This window comes from Kineococcus gynurae, from assembly GCF_042433995.1.
GTDB lineage: Bacteria > Actinomycetota > Actinomycetes > Actinomycetales > Kineococcaceae > Kineococcus > Kineococcus gynurae.
Map to the genome: position 1 here is coordinate 522172 of NZ_JBHLUI010000008.1, position 18335 is coordinate 540506.

An 18335-nucleotide genomic window follows, 5' to 3' on the forward strand; every position below is an offset into this window, starting at 1 on the left:
GCCCGTCAGCGGTTGCGGGCGATGCGGCGCAACGACTCGATGCCGTCGGCCATCAGGGCGACCTCGGTCGCGGTCCCGGCCACGGAGGCCGCGATCTCGCGCAGCGCGGTGGCCTGCTGGTCGATGGAGATCGAGAGCAGACCGTTGTGCTCGGACAGTTCCACCATGCTGGTCGAGATCTCGGCGACCCGTTCGACGGCGAGGGCCACGTGGCCCTGCACCTCGTTCACCGAGGAGGTGATCGAGTCGGCGTTCCCGCCGGACTGCCGGGCCAGTTCCTTGACCTCGGCGGCGACCACCGCGAAACCCCGCCCGGCCTCCCCGGCGCGGGCCGCCTCGATCGTGGCGTTGAGCGCGAGCAGGTTCGTCTGCTCGGCGATGCCCTGGATGACGTCGCTGGCGGTGTGGATGCGCCCGCTCGACGTCCGCAGCGACAGCATGGTCTCGGCGGCGTCGCGCGCCCGGCCGGCCACGCCCTCGGCGATCTGCTCGGTGGTCTGCGCGGTCTGGGTGAGGTTGGCCAGCGCGGCCGACATCTCCTCCACGGCCGCGGCGACCGAGGACGACTGGAGGCGGACCTGCTCGGCGGCCTCGGCCAGGGACTCCGACTGCCGCGAGATCTGCTCCTGGAACCGGACCCGCTCGGCGAGCTCGGCCGAGGCGGCCACGGCCCGCTCCGCGTCGGCCCGCTGCCGGGCGGCGGCGGACTCGGCCTGGGCGCGCGCGGCGTCCTGCTCGACCTGGACGGCCGCCGCGACGGCGGCGTCGACCCGGGCGCGGACCGCGAGCAGCCCGAGGCCGGCCATCAGCAGGACGCCGGCGTGCGCGAGCAGCTGCCCGGTCGCGGCGAGCGCGTCGGTGGCGCGGTACAGCGGGAAGGCCAGGACGGCGAGCGATCCGGCGACGGCCGCGAGCAGGCTCGGGACGCGCCCGTTGAACGCGGTCAGCACGACGGAGGCGACGGTCAGCGCGACGTAGACCGGCTCCCCGGCGGGGGCCAGCACGCCGAGGGCGGCCAGCACGGCCAGCAGCGGCCAGGGGGCGACCCGGTTGGCCCAGGGGCGGGTGACCCGTTCCCCGGTCAGGAACAGGACCGTCGCCACCACGAGCGCCACGCCCGCGGCGACGAGCAGCGGCAGCCGCTGCCCGGCCGCGACGCCACCCGTGATCGCCAGCGTGGCGGCGATCATGACCCAGGCCCACGGCAGCAGGCGCGCGGTGACGGAGCCGTCGGTGAGGCTGGACGACGCGGAGATGACCATGCGTCTCCTGTCGGCACGGGGGGCCCGCAGTTGAGCCCGCACCCCGTCCGGCCGTGGGTGGGCGCGGGTCGGCGTGGGTCCCGCTCAGGAGGTCGCGGGCTCCGCGGTGGCCAGCCGGTAGCCGCGCTTGACCACGGTCCGGACGAGGTCCGGTGCCGGCAGGGCCGCGCGGAGCCGGCCGATGGTCACCTCGACGGTGTGCGGGTCGGCGGCCCCGGGCAACCGCGCCAGCAGCTGCTCGCGCCCCACCACGTCCCCGTCCGCCTCGACGAGGGCCCGCAGCAGCGCCAGCGGTCCGGCCCCCAGCTCCACGACCTCGCCGTCGAGCACCGCCGCCCCCGCCCGGACGAGCAGGCGTCCCGCCGGGGTGTCCGCCGCGGCCAGCGGGTGCGCGGCCAGGTGCGCGGTCAGGGTCCGCAGCTGCGCCCCGAGTCGCCACCGCTCCGGGATCAGCGGGGCGAGCCCGTGCGCACGCAACGGTTCGGCGGTCACGTCGCCGACCGCGCAGGCGACGACGTCGTCGGCGAAGGCCGCCAGCACCGCCGCGAGCCGGTCGCGCTCCCGGGCGGCCTCGAGCAGGGCGACGACCCCGGGGGCGCTGGTGAACATGACCGCGTCCAGGCGCCGGTCGGCGATCTGGTCGACGAGGCGGACGACGGCCTCGGGATCGGCCGGCGGCTGCCAGCGGTAGACCTCGACCCCACGGACGCGGGCCCCCGCGTCGAGCAGCGGCTGCAGCTGGTGGGCGTCGGCCGCCCCGTGCAGCTGCACGACGACCGAGCGACCGGCCACCCCCTCGTCGAGGAGGCGCTGCACGGCCTCCGCCGTCTGCTCCGAGGCGGCCGACCACGCCTCGCGCAGGCCGTTGGCCCGGATCACCCCGGTGGCCTTGGGGCCACGGGCGACGACCCGGGCCCGGCCCAGGGTCTGCAGCAGGGCGGCACCCAGCCCGGCGGCGTCGGCGGTCTCGACCCAGCCGCGCAGCCCGATGCCGGTGGTCACCAGGACGACGTCGGGCGGGTCGGCGACGACGTCGCGGGTCTCGGCCAGCAGCTGCTCGTCCTCGCCGAGCGGCACGATGCGCATGGTCGGGGCGTGCACGAGCCGGGCGCCCTTGCGGGCCAGGCTGGCGATCATGTCCTCGGAGCGGCGGTCGCTGGTGATGCCGATGCTCACGCCGAGCAGTCCTCGGTCCTCGGTGGTGGCGGGGGCCTGCGTCTGGCTCACGCCTCGAACCTAGTGGGCGGCGTCGCGACCGTGGGCGGTCGTCCTACAGTGACCACGTGAGCGTGGACATCAAACCCCGGAGTCGCCAGGTCACCGACGGGCTGGAGGCGACCGCCTCGCGCGGGATGCTGCGGGCCGTCGGGATGGGCGACGAAGACTTCGCCAAACCCCAGATCGGCGTGGGCTCGAGCTGGAACGAGATCACCCCCTGCAACCTGTCGTTGGACCGGTTGGCCAAGGCGGTCAAGGACGGCGTGCACGCCGCCCAGGGCTACCCGATGGAGTTCGGGACGATCAGCGTCTCCGACGGCATCTCGATGGGCCACGAGGGGATGCACTTCTCCCTCGTCAGCCGCGAGGTCATCGCCGACTCGGTCGAGACCGTGATGAGCGCCGAGCGGCTCGACGGTTCCGTCCTGCTGGCCGGCTGCGACAAGTCGCTGCCCGGGATGCTGATGGCCGCGGCCCGTCTCGACCTGGCCAGCGTGTTCCTCTACGCCGGCTCGATCCTGCCCGGTCGCGCCAAGCTCTCCGACGGGACCGAGAAGGACGTCACCATCATCGACGCCTTCGAGGCGGTCGGGGCCTGCGCCCGGGGGCTCATGTCGCGCGAGGACGTCGACGTCATCGAGCGGGCGATCTGCCCCGGTGAGGGCGCCTGCGGCGGCATGTACACCGCCAACACGATGGCCGCGGCGTCGGAGGCGCTGGGCATGTCGCTGCCGGGCTCGGCCGCTCCGCCGGCCACCGACCGCCGCCGCGACGGGTTCGCCCGCAAGTCCGGCGAGGCCGTGGTCCGTTTGCTGGAGAAGGGGATCACCGCGCGGCAGATCCTCACCAAGGAGGCGTTCGAGAACGCCATCGCGGTCGTGATGGCCCTCGGCGGTTCGACCAACGCCGTGCTGCACCTGCTCGCCATCGCCTACGAGGCCGAGGTCGACCTGACCCTGGCCGACTTCGACCGGGTCGCCTCCAAGGTCCCGCACCTGGGTGACCTCAAGCCTTTCGGCCGCCACGTGATGGTCGACGTCGACCGCATCGGCGGCATCCCGGTGGTCATGCGCTGCCTGCTCGACGCCGGTCTGCTGCACGGGGACTGCCTGACGGTCACCGGGAAGACCATGGCCGAGAACCTCGCCGACATCGCCCCGCCGGACGTCGACGGCGTGGTGCTGCGGGCGCTGGACAACCCCATCCACGCCACCGGCGGGATCACGATCCTGTCCGGCTCGCTCGCCCCGGGCGGGGCCGTGGTGAAGAGCGCCGGGTTCGACACCGACGTGTTCGAGGGCACCGCCCGCGTCTTCGAGCGCGAGCGCGCGGCGCTCGACGCGCTGGAGGACGGCACGATCTCGGCCGGCGACGTCGTCGTCATCCGCTACGAGGGCCCCAAGGGTGGTCCGGGCATGCGGGAGATGCTGGCCATCACGGGCGCGATCAAGGGGGCGGGTCTCGGCAAGGACGTCCTGCTGCTCACCGACGGCCGCTTCTCCGGGGGCACGACGGGTCTCTGCGTCGGGCACGTCGCGCCGGAGGCGGTCGACGCGGGCCCCATCGCGTTCGTGCGCGACGGCGACCGGATCCGGTTGGACGTGGCGGGCAAGACGCTGGACCTCCTGGTGGACCCGGCCGAGCTCGAGGCGCGCCGCGAGGGGTGGGCCCCCCTGCCCCCCGTCTACACGCGCGGCGTCCTGGCCAAGTACGCCAAGCAGGTCCGCTCGGCCTCCGTCGGGGCCGTCTGCGGCTGACGCCTCCTCCGGACCGCGCCGGTGGCCGGGAACCGCCGCTGGGCCGGGGCGCTCACGCGCCCCGGCGCGGTGGTGGCCTTCCAGTTCGTCGTGATCGTCGGCTTCTGGTGCGTCCAGGGGCGCCTCGAACTGCCCCGGCCCCCGCTGCCCGTCGCCCTGGTGCTCTGGGGGGCGGCGAACCTCAGCTACGCGCACCCGGTCCAGCGGTGGTTGGCCGGACCGCCCGGGGTGGACCGGGGCTGGCTGCGGCTGCTGGTCCCGGCCGTGCTCACCGCCGTGGCGCTGCTGCCGGGCGGGTTGAACTTCCTGCTGCCCGCGATCTGCGCCGTGGTCGGCGCCCGCTGGCTGCACGAGGAGTCCAGCCGTCGCACGCTGGCCACGGGGATCCTCACCATCGTGCTGGGGACCGTGCTGACCCCCCTGGCCCACGTCCTGCCGTGGACGCCGGTCGTCCTGCCCCTGCGGCTGGACCTCCTGGTCGTCACGGTCATGGCCCTGATGGGGGTGTGCGCCTTCTACCCGCTGGCCCGGGAGGCGGCCGGGCGGCGGGCGGTCGAGGAGGCGCTGGCCGCGGAGCGGCGGCGGCGGCAGGCCGAGCTGGAGCACGCCGCCACGCACGACGAGCTGACCGGGCTGCTCAACCGACGGGGGTTGGGCGAGGCGCTCGGGCGGGCCGCGGCCCAGGCCCGGCCGGGGCAGGGGCTCGGTCTCGTCTACGCCGACCTCGACGGTTTCAAGCGGGTCAACGACCGCCACGGTCACGCCGCCGGTGACGACCTCCTCGTCGCCGTGGCGCGTCGGTTGCGGACGGTGCTGCCCGCCGGGGCGGTGGTCGCCCGGATGGGCGGGGACGAGTTCGTGGCCCTGCTGCCCGGGCTCGCCGCCCCCGCGGGGCTCGCGACCGTGGCCCGGGCCGTGGAGGACGCGCTGCGCGCGCCGGTGGAGACCGGGGAGCGTCGGCTGCGGGTCGGGGTCAGCGTCGGGACGGTCGGCACCGAGGTGCCCCAGGACGGGGAGACCCTGCTCCGGATGGCCGACCGCGCGATGTACGCGGTCAAGCACGCGGACGCGCCGGTCACCCTGGACCTGCGCGACGCCCACCTGGTCGTCCCCGGTGCGGGTGTCCGACCGGCGGACGGGGAGTCCAGCATGTGAGACGCGACCCACCCCTGGGTGACGCCCCCCGCGCTCGTGGTCTACCTTCAGCGTCATGCGGTTCCTCGTACTCATCGGACAGCGCGCCGGCTGAAGATCGTCAGCCGAGCGCGCGACCCCTCGTCTTGCCCACCGGCGGAGGGGTCTTTTCGCGTCCGGCAGCCTGCGGCCGGGCGCGTCGTCGAGGAAGCACCGCCGCACCGAGGAGGAGTCCAGATGGCCGAGCAAGCCGCCGCGCTGCCGTTCGACCCCAAGCTGCCCGTCGCGTCCCTGACCGGGGCGCAGAGCCTCATCCGGTCGTTGGAGGCCGTGGGCGTGGAGGTCGTGTTCGGCCTCCCGGGCGGCGCGATCCTGCCGGCCTACGACCCGCTGATGGACTCCCCGCACGTGCGTCACGTCCTGGTGCGCCACGAGCAGGGCGCGGGGCACGCCGCCGAGGGGTACGCGGTCGCGACCGGCAAGGTCGGGGTCTGCATGGCCACCTCGGGTCCCGGGGCCACCAACCTGGTCACCCCGATCGCCGACGCGAACATGGACTCGGTCCCGATGGTCGCGATCACCGGGCAGGTCAACGCGCACGCGATCGGGACCGACGCCTTCCAGGAGGCGGACATCATCGGCATCACCCTGCCGATCACCAAGCACAACTTCCTCGTCACCGACGCCGCCGACATCCCGCGCGTCGTCGCGGAGGCGTTCCACCTGGCGGCCGCCGGGCGGCCCGGCCCGGTCCTGGTCGACGTGGCCAAGAGCGCCCTGGTCGCGAAGACGTCGTTCGCCTGGGACCCGGCCTGGCCGGAGAAGGTCGACCTGCCGGGCTACCGCCCGAACGTCCGCCCGCACGGCAAGCAGGTCAAGGAGGCGGCCCGGCTCATCGCCGAGTCCAGCCGTCCGGTGATCTACGCGGGCGGCGGCATCATCAAGGCCGACGCGGCGACCGAGCTCACCGCCTTCGCCGACCTCACCGGCATCCCGTCCGTGACGACGCTGATGGCCCGGGGCGCGCTGCCCGACTCCCACCCCACGCACCTGGGGATGCCCGGGATGCACGGGACGGTCGCCGCGGTCACCGCGCTGCAGAAGGCCGACCTGCTCATCGCGATCGGCACCCGGTTCGACGACCGCGTCACCGGCGACCTGGCGAGCTTCGCGCCGCACGCGAAGATCATCCACGCCGACGTCGACCCGGCCGAGATCGGCAAGAACAAGCCCGTGGACGTGCCGATCGTCGGTGACGCCCGGCGGGTCCTGTCCGAGCTGCTGGTCGCGGTCGAGGCCGAGTTCGAGGCGGGGCACCGCGCCGACATCTCGGCCTGGCAGGACCTGACCCGGTCGTGGAGGGAGACGTACCCCCTGGGGTACACCGACTCCGACGACGGCAGCGTCGCGCCCCAGCACGTCATCTCCCGCATCGGCGCGATCGCCGGCCCGGAGGCGATCTACGCCGCGGGCGTCGGCCAGCACCAGATGTGGGCCGCGCAGTTCGTCCGGTACGAGAACCCGCGCACCTGGCTGAACTCCGGCGGGCTCGGCACGATGGGCTACTGCGTGCCGGCGGCCATGGGGGCCAAGGTCGGCATGCCGGACTCGGTGGTCTGGGCCATCGACGGCGACGGCTGCTTCCAGATGACCAACCAGGAACTCGCGACCTGCACCCTGAACCGCATCCCGATCAAGGTCGCGATCATCAACAACTCCTCCCTGGGCATGGTCCGGCAGTGGCAGACGCTCTTCTACTCCGAGCGCTACTCCAACACCGACCTGAACTCGGGGGCCCACCACGGCGAGCACTCCGGGCCGGTCCCGGACTTCGTCAAGCTGGCCGAGGCCTACGGGTGCGTCGGGTTGCGCTGCGACCGGCCCGAGGACGTCGACGCGACGATCGAGAAGGCCATGGCGATCAACGACGTGCCCGTCGTCGTGGACTTCCGCGTCCACCGCGACGCCATGGTGTGGCCGATGGTCGCCGCCGGCGTCAGCAACGACGCGATCCAGTACGCCCGTGACATGACTCCCGACTGGGACCGCGAAGAGGGCGGCGACAACGCCAGCGGTCCGGAACTGGTGGTTTCCTGATGAGCCGGCACACCCTCTCGGTCCTCGTCGAGAACCGCCCCGGGGTCCTGACCCGGGTGACCTCGTTGTTCGCCCGCCGGGCCTACAACATCCACTCGCTCACGGTCGGCCCGACCGAGCGGCCGGAGATCTCGCGGATGACCATCGTCGTCGACGTGGACGCCCAGCCGCTGGAGCAGGTCACCAAGCAGCTCAACAAGCTGGTCAACGTCCTGAAGATCGTCGAGCTCGACGACGACACGACGGTCCAGCGCGAGCTGCTGCTCATCAAGGTCCGCGCCGACGCCTCGGCCCGCGGCGACGTCCTCGACGCGGTGCGGCTGTTCCGGGCCCACGTCGTCGACGTCTCGCTGGACGCCGTCACGGTCGAGGCGACCGGGTCCCCGGAGAAGCTCGAGGCCCTGCTGCGGGTCCTCGAACCGTTCGGGGTCCGTGAACTCGTGCAGTCCGGTGCCGTCGCGCTCGCGCGCGGGGGCAAGGGCATCGCCGAGAAGGCCCTGCGCTCGGCCTGAGGCCCGCGCGGAACCGAACCGTCCCACCTGCCAGACCCCCGCTAGAGAAACCCCTGAGGAGAACCAGACGTGGCCGAGATGTTCTACGAGGACGACGCCGACCTGTCGAAGATCACCGGGAAGAAGGTGGCGGTCCTGGGCTTCGGCAGCCAGGGTCACGCCCACGCGCTGTCCCTGCGCGACTCCGGTGTCGACGTGGTCGTCGGCCTGAAGGAGGGCTCCAAGAGCCGCGCCAAGGCCGAGGAGCAGGGCCTGACGGTGCAGACCCCGTTCGAGGCGGCGGCCTGGGCCGACGTGATCATGGTCCTGGTCCCGGACCACCTGCAGCGCGGTCTGTACGCGGAGTCGATCGAGCCGAACCTCACCGCCGGCAAGGCGCTGTTCTTCAGCCACGGCTTCAACATCCGCTTCGGCTACATCAAGCCCCCGGCCGACGTGGACGTCGTCATGGTGGCCCCCAAGGGCCCGGGTCACCTGGTCCGTCGCGAGTACGTCGACGGCCGGGGCGTCCCGGTCATCGTCGCCGTCGAGCAGGACGCGAGCGGCGAGGCGTGGGCGCTGGCCCTGTCCTACGCCAAGGCGATCGGTGGCCTGCGTGCGGGTGGCATCAAGACCACCTTCACCGAGGAGACCGAGACCGACCTGTTCGGTGAGCAGGCCGTCCTCTGCGGTGGCGCCTCCGCCCTCGTGCAGACCGGTTTCGAGGTGCTGACCGAGGCCGGCTACCAGCCCGAGGTCGCCTACTTCGAGTGCCTGCACGAGCTCAAGCTCATCGTCGACCTCATGTACGAGGGCGGGATCGCCAAGCAGCGCTGGTCGGTCTCCGACACCGCCGAGTGGGGCGACTACGTCTCCGGCCCGCGCGTCATCGACGCCTCGGTCAAGGAGCGCATGAAGGAGGTCCTCGCCGACATCCAGAACGGCACCTTCGCCGAGCGCTTCATCGCCGACCAGGACGCCGGCGCCCCGGAGTTCAAGAAGCTGCGCGCCGCCGGCGAGCAGCACCCGATCGAGGCCACCGGTCGCGAACTGCGCAAGCTCATGTCCTGGGTGAAGTCGGACGACTCCGACTACGTCGAGGGCACCGCCGCCCGCTGACCCGCACCACCCCCCGAACGGCCGCGCGATCCGCGGCACCACCGAACGGCGCGTTCCCGCCGCCCCCGACCGGGGCTGGGGACGCGCCGTTCGCACGTGTCCCGTGCGTCCGGTCGCGGCGGGGGACGGGGGCGCCGTGCCGCTCGCGGGAGAGATGCGATCAGAGGTGTTGCGCGGCAGCAGATTCGTCTACAATAGAACACATGTACAGCGGGTGGGAAGGAGAGGTCTCGGCGGTCGTCGAGAAGCTCGCTGCTGCCCGCGCACTGGTCGGCGAGCTGAGCGTTCTCGTCGCCGCCGGAGTTCCGGACGTCGAGCTGATCGATGCCCTTGCCGGTCTGGAGAAACTCAAGCGGCAGAGTTCCGCGGTGCAGGCGGAGGTGACGGCCGCGTTCACCGCCTCGGTCCGCGCTGCGGACGCCGCGCGAGGAGTTGCTCGGGATCGGCAGGGGAAGTCCGTCGCCCCGCAGGTGGCGCTGGCCCGGGGTGCCTCGCCCTACCTGGGTGGGATGTTCGTCGGATCGTCGACCGGTCTGGTCACGGAGATGCCGAACACGTTCACCGCCCTGCAGGAGGGGCGGATCGAGGAATGGACCGCGCATCAACTGGTCCGCGAGACGGCCGCCCTCACCCTGGAGCACCGGGTCGAGGTCGACCGGGCCATGCGCAAGGAACTCGCCCGGGCCGGGGTCGGCCCGAAGCGCCTGGTCGGCTCCGCGCGGGCACTGGCGCAGAAGCTCGACCCGGCCGCGGCGGTGGTGAAGGCCGCCCGGGCGGAGTCGGGCCGCTACGTCTCCGTGCGTCCTGCCCCGGATTCGATGGCCTACCTCACCGCCTTGGTGCCGGTTCGTGCGGCCGTGCGGTGCGCCGCCTCGTTGAAGCGGGCGGTGGCGGCGATGGACCGGGACGACGGTGATGAGCGGAGCAAAGCTCAGCTCGAGGCCGACCTTCTGGTGGAACGCCTCACCGGCCGCGACCCGGTCACCGACGCCACTCCGGTCACCGTCGACCTGGTGATGACCGAGGAGACCCTCCTCGGTCGCGGTGACGGACCGGCCGGCGTGCCCGGGCACGGGCCGATCCCTGCCGCGATCGCCCGCGATCTCGTGGCGGCGGCGGCCGAGCAGGACGTGGCCTGGGTCCGCCGGGTGTTCACCGTCCCGGACCGCTCACGGTTGGTGGCCATGGACAGCACCGCCCGGTGCTTCCCCAAGGGTCTGGCCGATTTCCTCCGGCTACGCGACCAGCGGTGCGCGACGCCGTTCTGCGAGGCCCCGATCCGCCATCTCGACCACGTTCGACCGCATGCGAGTGGGGGTCCCACCACCGCCGCCAACGGTCAGGGGTTGTGCGTGCGCTGTAACCTGGCCAAGGAAGTGCCCGGGTTCACCTCGCACCGTGACGACGAGGCCGGGACGACCACGGTCACCACCCCGACCGGGCACACGTACACCACCGGTGACCCGCCCCCGCTGGGGTATCCCGACGACCGCGAACCGGAGCCTCCGCCCTTCCCTGGGGCTCGACGTCGCGGCCACGTCAGTTTCGTGACCTGGGGTGTGGCTGTCGACTACGTCTACGACCTTGCGTCCTGACAGCGCCGGCCCCCCGCCCGTCGGCGGTCGCTCCCCGGGTCAGGTCGTCGACTCCCGGCGGTAGCGGGCGGCTTCGTCGCGGGCGGCCACCTCGTCCCGCCCGAGGTTTCGCAGGTCGATGACGACATCCTCCTCCAGCGCGATCACGAGGTCGGTCAGGTCGACGCTTTCCTCACGCCGGAGCCGCCCGGCGATTCGCAGCGCCGCCAGGTCGTCGTCCAGGGCGGCCGTGTGGTCTCCCCGCACCGTGTGGATGTACCCCCGCTGACGCATCGAGGCGATGAGTTTCCCCCCATGGACTCGGGGCCGGGTGGCGGCCAGGTCTCGGCGGAGGGTGATGGCTTCGGTGATGGCGGTGAGGGCCTCCTTGTGGCGGCCGAGGGCGGCGAGGTGGTTGGACTGGTTGTAGAGGGACGAGGCGAGGTCGGGGTTGTAGGCGTCGGGGTGGGTGTCGGCCAGATTGCGGTAGAGGGTGACGGCTTCGGTGATGGCGGTGAGGGCCTCGTCGTGGTGGCCGAGGGCGGCGAGGTGGTTGGACTGGTTGTAGAGGGACGAGGCGAGGTCGGGGTTGTAGGCGTCGGGGTGGGTGTCGGCCAGGTCGCGGTAGAGGGTGACGGCGTCGGTGCCAGCGGTGAGGGCCTCCTCGTGGTGGCCGAGGTTGGCTAGGCGGATGGACTGGTTAGTGAGGGTCGTTGCGAGGTCGGGGTTATATGCGTCGGGGTGGGTGTCGGCTAGGTCGCGGTAGAGGGTGACGGCGTCGGTGCCGGCGGTGAGGGCCTCCCTGTGGTGGCCCATGGTGGACAGGTAATTGGACTGGTTGGTGAGAGATCGGGCGAGGTCGGGGTTGTAGGCGTCCGGGTGGGTGTCGGCCAGGTCGCGGTAGAGGGCGATGGCGTCGGCTATGGCAGTGAGGGCCTTCTCGGGGTGGTTGAGGTCAGCTAGGCAGGCAGACTGGTTGTTGAGGGATAAGGCGAGGGAGGGTATGTAGGCGTCGGGGTCGGTGGTGGCCAGGTCGAGATAGAGGGTGATGGCGTCGATGCTGGCGGTAAGGGCCTCCTCGCGGCGGTCGAGGGCGGCGAGGTGGTTGGACTGGTTAGTGAGAGCCGATGCAAGCCCGGGGTTGTAGGCGTCGGGGTGGTTGGCGGCTAGGTTGCGGAAGAGGATGACGGCGTCGGTGCTGGCAGTGAGGGCCTCCTTGTGGCGGCCGAGGGCGGCGAGGTGGTTGGACTGGTTGGAGAGAGATCGGGCGAGGTCGGGGGCGTGGACGTCGGGGTTGGTGCCGGCCAGGTCCCGGCGGACGGTGACTGCCTCGGTGATCGCGGTGAGGGCCTCTTTGTGGTGGCCGAGGGCGGCGAGGCGGACGGACTGGTCGTTGAGGGCTCCGGCCAGCATCGACCGCCCCTCAGCGTCGCCGGGCCAGGGAGAACCTGCCTCGCGGAGGATGTCGACGATCCGGGTGGCGACCATTCCTGCGGACCAAGCGAGGAGTCTGGTCTCCTGAGGCATGCGCCCGGCGGCGTCCTGGGCGAGGGCGAGGGATAACCGGGGTAGCACTGACTCGATGGCGGCGACCAGATGTTCTGGTGCGGGGGAACTGAGAGCCGCGTCCACCGCGGCGGGGACGAGGTGCTGATTCGTCGCGAGAAGTTCTTTGACCCGCACCCGCATACCGGGTTGGTGCACGCTGCAGCGCGTCAGGACGGTCAGGCCGCGGGTCACTTGCGCCTCGGAGGCGTTTCCGAGCACCGCACCGAGAAACTCCGGTTCCGCCTCCGACACCTGCGCGACGAGATGTTCGACCAACCGGTCCGGTTGTAGGCTGCCCCAGAACTCCTCTACCTCGGCTGGGTAGAGGCCGCGCAACCAGTTCGCGATGTCGTGCCTAGCCCGGTGACTGTCGTCGCCGGCGAACGGAGCGAGCCGCGACAACGTGGCGACGGCATCGGACCGGTCCCTGGCCCCGAGCAGGCTCGCGGTGGCGACGAGGGGCGCCCGGTAGTCGGCCGGGGCCGGGCAGGCGTCCCAGTAGCGACGCTCGTGGTCCAACAACCCCTGTTCCGGTGGGCCGGTGGGCCGTTGGGCCAGCGGGTGGGGGCCGTGCTGCAGGAGTTCCAGCAACGCCGACATCTGCAGGGTGAGGGCCGAGGAGAAGGTCGCGGCCGCCAGATCCGGGGGACGGCACGCGGCTGCGGCTGACGGCCAGTCGGTGCCGGGCTCGACGGACGTCAGGCGCCCCGCGAACGCGTCGACGGCGGTCCGGAACGCGAGCTCTCGATCCTCAGGGTCGGGCAGCAGTGGGGGTAGGTCGACCTTGCCGAGGTCGGCGGCCATAGGCCGGAGGTCGGCCTGCAGGTTCGTCCACCATTCACCGGCACTGCGGGCCAGCAGCAGCACGCGACTCGGCGCCTCGTCCGACCGGTTTTCGAGGATGCGGACGAGCCGACCGACCTGTTCGCGCCGCTTCTCGGCGTAGTCGACGAGGACCAGCAGCGGCCCGCGGGTTAGACCGAGTGGCGTGAGATCAAGGACTCCGCCGTCGGGGTCGTTGCGCAGCACACCTGCGACCCACTCCTCGGTTGGCAGTCCTCGGAGGAGTTCCTCGGCCAGGCGGGACTTTCCTTGGCCACCCGGTCCACTAACGAGCTGGACCTCGGTGCCGGGTTCTCCGGTGCACCAGTCGATGAGATCGTTCAGCATCGCTTCGCGACCGGCAAAAGGTACGACGCGCGCATCGGCTCGCAGGAGATCGGCAGGGCTCAGGCGGCGGGGTCGATGGCGGGAAACCCACAAGGGACCCAGTTCCACGGACGCCAGCGTGAGGTCGATACCTGCCTCGGTGAGAAGTTTTTGGAAGCCTTGGTCAGGCAGTGCGGTCGCGAGCGGGGTTGCCAACAAGCGCCCGCCTCCGTAGCGCACGTCGTCGTCGGCGACCACGCCCAGCAGCAGTCCACCCCCGAACACACCTGCCCCCGAAGCCCCGCTCCAACCGGACCCTTCGGCCCGGCCGTCGCCGGTCGGGAACGACGAGTGGACGTCCAGTGCCAGACGACCGTCGCGGACACCGGTGGCCGGGGCGATCGACGCGCTGGCCTGTTCGCTGTCCCGCCGCGTGGCCATCACGGGACGTGTGTCCCGGTCGTCGGGCTTTCCTCCGAGACGCTGCTGTCGCGGGAAGCCCACGAACTCCACGTCGTAGGGGGACGAGCCGGTGATCCGCCCGAGCCGGACGGGACGCCGCGGAATGAGGGGCGAGGTGTTGAGCCGCACCAGCGCGAGGTCGGGGGGCGTGTTCCCGGCCACCCGCCGCTCCGGTCCCGGATCCGTCCAAGCCCGCGGCCAGACGACCGTCCCCAAGAGCGGGTCTGCGGTCGCCGCCGAGCTGAGTGGGCTGATGCGGACCTCGGTGGACGGGACGCCGGCATCGAACACGACATGGGCCGCGGTAAGGATCAGGCCACCGCCGAGATCCGTCCCGGAACCGACCGCGCAACGAGGCCGACCCCGGGCAGCGGCCCCGGCGTCGCAGTCGACGAGGACCGCCCGCCCTTGCGCTTCACTCAAGGTCGCGTACCCGGACCGGGGACGTCTGCATCTGACCGTCCGACGCGACCACGCGCGGCGTCAGGGTCAAAGAGATGCGTTGCGACGAGGCGCGTGACACCCCGGCCTCGGCCCCCGCCTCGACGACGACCCAGAACTTCACCGAAGCCTTGGTGCTGGCCTCGGCCGTGATCGTGACGTCCAGGTCGACGGTGACGTCGCCGACCTCGAAGACGACGGTCGGCCGCCCGGCCGCCTGAGCGGTGGCCAGGTCGGTGAGGGCCGCGTCCTGGGCGTCCCCGAGTTGGCGACGCAACTGTCCCACGACCGCGGCCAGGTCGACCTTGCCTCCGCGGCTCGCGCTGTCGTTATCGTGCGCCATGACCCACCTCCGGGGCAATCCCACCACTCTGTGCAAGGGCACCCGACGCTAGCGTGCACTTCGCCCATCCGTCGGACGTTCGCCGACATCGAGGGCGCCGCTGATCGGCACCACTTGCCGGTCCCGGCGCGGGATGGTCCACTGCGGACCGGAACCGGGTCGGGGGGTGCGGGTGCGGACGAGGCGAGGCCAGGACACGGCCACCGGGTACGCGCTGCTGGCGCCGAGCCTGGTCGGGACCGTGCTCTTCCTGCTGGTCCCGGTCGCGGTGGCCCTCTGGTTGAGCCTGCAGCGCTGGGACCTCGTCTCCCCGCCCACGTGGGCCGGGTTCGACAACTACCTCGCGGTCCTGGCCGACGCCGGGATCCGGTCCAGCTTCGGCATCACCCTGCTGTTCACGTTGCTGGTCATCCCGCTGCAGACCGGTCTCGGACTTCTCGTCGCCGTCCTGCTGGCCCAGCGGCTGCCCGGGTCGACCCTGCTCCGGGTGCTCTTCGTCGTCCCCTGGGTCTGCGCCCCGCTGGTGGTCGGGCTGGTCTGGCGGTGGATGTTCGACCCCTCCACCGGGGCGCTGAACGCCCTCACCGGGGTGCGGGTCGAGTGGCTCAGCGACCCAGACCTGGCCCTGCCCGCGGTCGCGTTCGTGACGATCTGGAGCAACGTCGGGTACGTGGCCCTGTTCTTCCTGGCCGGCCTGGCCGGGGTGCCCGCCCAGCTGCTGGACGCGGCCCGGGTCGACGGGGCCGGCCCGCTGCGGACGTTCTGGAGCATCACCCTGCCGCTGCTGCGGCCGACGACGTCGTTCGTCCTGCTGACCGGGGTGATCACGAGTTTCCAGGTGTTCGACACCGTGTACGCGATGACCGGTGGCGGACCCGGCGGGGCGACCCAGGTCGTCGCGGCCAAGATCTACGACGAGGCGTTCACGGCGCTGCGAATGGGGCGGGCCGCAGCCATGTCGGTGGTCATGCTCGCCGTGCTCGTCCTGCTGAGCGTGGCCCAGCGGTGGTGGTTCGCCCGCCGTACGACCTACGAGGTGAGCGCATGAGGGGGACCAGCACGACCCGTCGTCCGCTCGCCGTCGCCCTCACCTACGTCGTCCTGCTGACCGGGGCGGTGCTCGCGCTCGCGCCCTACGCGCTGAGCCTGCTGACCTCGCTCAAACAACCCGTGCAGCTGGCCCGGCAGGCGACGCTGACCTGGCCCGCGCCCTGGACGGGGGAGAACTACGCGGCGATCCTCGGTGGGCAGTTCACGCTGATCCCGGCGCTCGTCGTCACCGTGCAGGTGGTGGCCGTCCTCCTCGTCGGACAGCTCGTCTGCTCGGTGCTCGCCGCCTACGCCTTCGCCCGGGTCGAGTTCCCGGGTCGGCAGGTGCTGTTCGGCGGGTACCTGACGACGATGATGGTGCCCCAGGCGGTCACCGTCGTGCCGCTGTACGTCATGTTCGCCCAGGCGGGTCTGCGGAACACGTTCTGGGGCATCGTCCTGCCGACCCTGTTCGGCTCGCCGTTCGCGGTCTACCTGCTGCGCGAGTACTTCCGGGGCATCCCCACCGACCTGGAGGACGCGGCCCGCATCGACGGGTGCGGCACGCTGCGCATCCTGCGGCACGTGGTCGTGCCGCTGTCCCGGCCGGTGCTGGCGACGCTCGCCGTCATCACCGTGGTCTCGCAGTGGAACAACTTCCTCTGGCCGTTGATCATCACCGCCGGTCCCACCTGGCAGACCCTGACGGTCGCGACCGCCAACCTGCAGGGCCAGTACAACGGGAACTGGACCCTGGTCACCGCCGCGACCACGTTGGCCATGGCCCCGCTGGTCGTCCTGTTCCTGCTGGTGCAGAAGCACGTCACCGAGTCCATCGCCCTCACCGGGTTCCGCTGAGCCCGATCCCCGAGAACCGCAGTCCGTCCGCCACCGTCCGAGGAGTCGTCATGGGAATCACGCGCCGCAGTCTGCTGCTGGGGGGCGCCGCCGCCGTCGGGCTGCCGGGAGCCCTGGCCGGATGCTCGATCGCCGACGACGGGTCCGGGTCGGGCGGGTCCGGCGGGTCGGGGTCGGCCCTGACCATGCGCATCTGGGACCAGACGCTGCAACCGGCGGTGCAGAAGAGCATCGACGGGTTCAAGGCCGCGAACTCCGGCGTCGACGTCCGGGTCGAGCTCGTGCCGTGGGCCAGCTACTTCGACCGGCTGCCCGCCGACGTCGCGGGCGGGACGCTCCCCGACGTCCTCTGGACCAACAGTTCCAACTTCGGGACCTACGTCGACGCGGGGACGTTCGTCGACGTCGGCGCCGAGCTGGGGGAGGCCACCTCCGGGTGGCAGTCCTCGGTCGTGGAGCAGTACACCCGCTCGGGGACGCTGTGGGGCGTCCCGCAGCTGTCCGACGCGATCGGCCTGTTCTACAACCGCGACCTCACGACCGCCGCCGGCGTCGACCCCGCGACCCTCGCCTGGGGCGGGACCATGGACACGTTCCTGCCCGCGGCCCAGGCCCTCACGGTGACCGGCGGGGCGCGGACGCAGTACGGGTTCAACGCGGCCTACGACCTGCAGGCCATCTACTACAACTTCGTCGGTTCCAACGGGGGGCAGTGGCAGGGCGAGGGGGACCGCTACGTCTTCGCCGACGACGAGCGCTCGGTCGAGGCCATCCAGTACGTCGTCGACCTGATCAACCGCTACCGCGTCGCGCCGAGCGCGGCGGACACCAACACGAACACCGACTTCAGCCGCGACCAGTTCACCCAGGGGAACATGGCGCTGTTCCAGTCCGGGACCTACAACCTGAAGAACGTCGCCGACGGCGCCCAGTTCGACTGGGCGCTGGCCCCCGGGCTGACCGGTCCGGCCGGCCGGGTGCTCGTCACCAACGGGATCGTCGCGGTCGGCAACGCCAAGAGTTCCCGGTTGGACGAGACCAAGGAACTGCTGCGCTGGTTGGGCACCGAGGAGGGCGCGAACCCGATCGGGGCCGAGGGGGCGGCCTTCCCGGCGGTCACCGCCGCGCAGCAGGGGTTCCTGGACTACTGGAAGGGGCAGGGGGTCGACGTCCAGCCGTTCCTCGACGCCGCGGCCGCCGAGAAGACCATGGGCGCCCCCCGCGGTCCCAAGGCCCAGATCGGTTCCACCGCCGCCGAACCGGCCCTGCAGGAGGTGTTCGCCGGGCGGCTGCCGGTGGCCGAGGGGCTGAAGCAGGCGCAGGACGCGGCGAACGCCGCGATCGAGGCGTGAACCGGGCGTGAGCCGCAGTTCCTCGCCGCTGCCGACCAAGGACTGCGCGGTCTGCGGCCGGGTGATCACCTGGCGCAAGAAGTGGGAACGGGACTGGGACTTGGTCCGCTACTGCTCCGACGCCTGCCGACGGCGGGCGAAGGGGGCCGGGGCCGCGGTCGACGCCGACCTCGACCGGGCCCTGGCCGACCTCCTCGACGCGCGCGGGACGAACAAGACCGTGTGCCCCAGCGAGGTCGCCCGCGCCGTCGGCGGCGACGACTGGCGCGACCTCATGGAGCCGGCCCGGGCCGCCGCCCGCCGCCTCGTCGCCTCCGGTCGGGCCGAGATCACCCAGGGCGGGAAGGTCGTCGACCCCTCGACCGCGAAGGGCCCCATCCGCGTCCGCCGGGTCTGACCCGACCGGGACCCGCACCCCTTCCCCCGTGATCAAGGAATTCTCCTCGGTCGCGGCCGACCCACCCAGCTCGGCCAGGAGAGGTGACAGGTGGGGCGGGCGAG

The 18335-nt window shown here is 72.1% G+C and carries 14 protein-coding genes; 10 read left to right on the forward strand and 4 right to left on the reverse strand.

Annotated elements, in window-relative coordinates; translation table 11 throughout:
- Positions 1-5: 5 nt before the first annotated feature.
- Together ACFFKU_RS08840 and ACFFKU_RS08845 are read right to left on the reverse strand one after the other, a co-directional pair.
- Positions 6-1262: a methyl-accepting chemotaxis protein gene (locus tag ACFFKU_RS08840; RefSeq protein WP_380137260.1), complete on the reverse strand. Its 1257-nt coding sequence runs from the start codon at positions 1260-1262 to the stop codon at positions 6-8.
- Between the two features lie 84 nt (positions 1263-1346).
- Positions 1347-2489, reverse strand: a complete 1143-nt coding sequence (locus ACFFKU_RS08845) for a uroporphyrinogen-III synthase (protein ID WP_380137262.1) — start codon at positions 2487-2489, stop codon at positions 1347-1349.
- Positions 2490-2545: 56 nt separating this feature from the next.
- Between ACFFKU_RS08845 and ilvD the strand changes: the two genes are divergently transcribed.
- The 6 genes from ilvD to ACFFKU_RS08875 all read left to right on the forward strand — a co-directional run bounded on the left by ilvD (position 2546) and on the right by ACFFKU_RS08875 (position 10673).
- A complete protein-coding gene (gene ilvD / locus ACFFKU_RS08850) occupies positions 2546-4237 on the forward strand; it encodes a dihydroxy-acid dehydratase (protein ID WP_380137264.1) in 1692 nt (563 codons plus the stop codon).
- A 21-nt stretch (positions 4238-4258) separates the two neighbouring features.
- Complete coding sequence (locus ACFFKU_RS08855) at positions 4259-5392, forward strand: diguanylate cyclase domain-containing protein (RefSeq protein ID WP_380137266.1); 1134 nt, start codon at positions 4259-4261, stop codon at positions 5390-5392.
- Between the two features lie 216 nt (positions 5393-5608).
- On the forward strand, positions 5609-7468 hold the full coding sequence (locus ACFFKU_RS08860; protein ID WP_380137267.1) for an acetolactate synthase large subunit: 1860 nt from the start codon (positions 5609-5611) through the stop codon (positions 7466-7468).
- Positions 7468-7980, forward strand: a complete 513-nt coding sequence (gene ilvN, locus ACFFKU_RS08865) for an acetolactate synthase small subunit (protein ID WP_380137268.1) — start codon at positions 7468-7470, stop codon at positions 7978-7980. Before ACFFKU_RS08860 ends, ilvN begins: the two co-directional genes overlap by 1 nt.
- Before the next feature lie 69 nt (positions 7981-8049).
- Complete coding sequence (gene ilvC, locus ACFFKU_RS08870) at positions 8050-9078, forward strand: ketol-acid reductoisomerase (protein ID WP_380137269.1); 1029 nt, start codon at positions 8050-8052, stop codon at positions 9076-9078.
- A 203-nt stretch (positions 9079-9281) separates the two neighbouring features.
- Positions 9282-10673, forward strand: a complete 1392-nt coding sequence (locus ACFFKU_RS08875) for an HNH endonuclease (protein WP_380137271.1) — start codon at positions 9282-9284, stop codon at positions 10671-10673.
- A gap of 39 nt (positions 10674-10712) precedes the next feature.
- On the opposite strand, the gene ACFFKU_RS08880 is transcribed toward ACFFKU_RS08875, so the two are convergent.
- Together ACFFKU_RS08880 and ACFFKU_RS08885 are read right to left on the reverse strand one after the other, a co-directional pair.
- Positions 10713-14234 carry an ATP-binding protein gene (locus ACFFKU_RS08880; RefSeq protein WP_380137272.1) on the reverse strand — a complete coding sequence of 1174 codons (3522 nt, stop codon included), beginning with the start codon at positions 14232-14234 and terminating at the stop codon, positions 10713-10715.
- Positions 14227-14595 carry a trypco2 family protein gene (locus ACFFKU_RS08885; RefSeq protein WP_380137274.1) on the reverse strand — a complete coding sequence of 123 codons (369 nt, stop codon included), beginning with the start codon at positions 14593-14595 and terminating at the stop codon, positions 14227-14229. The genes ACFFKU_RS08880 and ACFFKU_RS08885 overlap by 8 nt, the downstream gene beginning before the upstream one ends.
- A 172-nt stretch (positions 14596-14767) precedes the next feature.
- Between ACFFKU_RS08885 and ACFFKU_RS08890 the strand changes: the two genes are divergently transcribed.
- From ACFFKU_RS08890 to ACFFKU_RS08905, 4 genes are read left to right on the forward strand one after another with little or no spacing between them, the layout of a single operon-like run.
- Entirely contained in the window at positions 14768-15643 is an 876-nt protein-coding gene (locus tag ACFFKU_RS08890; RefSeq protein ID WP_380137276.1) for a carbohydrate ABC transporter permease, read from the forward strand.
- Positions 15640-16482, forward strand: coding sequence for a carbohydrate ABC transporter permease (locus ACFFKU_RS08895; RefSeq protein ID WP_380137277.1), 843 nt, complete (start codon positions 15640-15642; stop codon positions 16480-16482). Before ACFFKU_RS08890 ends, ACFFKU_RS08895 begins: the two co-directional genes overlap by 4 nt.
- Positions 16483-16532: 50 nt before the next feature.
- On the forward strand, positions 16533-17834 hold the full coding sequence (locus tag ACFFKU_RS08900) for an ABC transporter substrate-binding protein (protein WP_380137279.1): 1302 nt from the start codon (positions 16533-16535) through the stop codon (positions 17832-17834).
- Between the two features lie 7 nt (positions 17835-17841).
- Positions 17842-18231, forward strand: coding sequence for a DUF3253 domain-containing protein (locus tag ACFFKU_RS08905; protein WP_380137280.1), 390 nt, complete (start codon positions 17842-17844; stop codon positions 18229-18231).
- Positions 18232-18335 lie beyond the last annotated feature (104 nt).

Coding starts and splice junctions, on each gene's coding strand:
- ACFFKU_RS08840 (WP_380137260.1), bottom strand. CDS start 1,262: ATGGTCATCTCCGCGTCGTCCAGCCTCACCGACGGCTCCGTCACCGCG.
- ACFFKU_RS08860 (WP_380137267.1), top strand. CDS start 5,609: ATGGCCGAGCAAGCCGCCGCGCTGCCGTTCGACCCCAAGCTGCCCGTC.
- ilvN (WP_380137268.1), top strand. CDS start 7,468: ATGAGCCGGCACACCCTCTCGGTCCTCGTCGAGAACCGCCCCGGGGTC.
- ACFFKU_RS08875 (WP_380137271.1), top strand. CDS start 9,282: ATGTACAGCGGGTGGGAAGGAGAGGTCTCGGCGGTCGTCGAGAAGCTC.
- ACFFKU_RS08885 (WP_380137274.1), bottom strand. CDS start 14,595: ATGGCGCACGATAACGACAGCGCGAGCCGCGGAGGCAAGGTCGACCTG.
- ACFFKU_RS08895 (WP_380137277.1), top strand. CDS start 15,640: ATGAGGGGGACCAGCACGACCCGTCGTCCGCTCGCCGTCGCCCTCACC.
- ACFFKU_RS08900 (WP_380137279.1), top strand. CDS start 16,533: ATGGGAATCACGCGCCGCAGTCTGCTGCTGGGGGGCGCCGCCGCCGTC.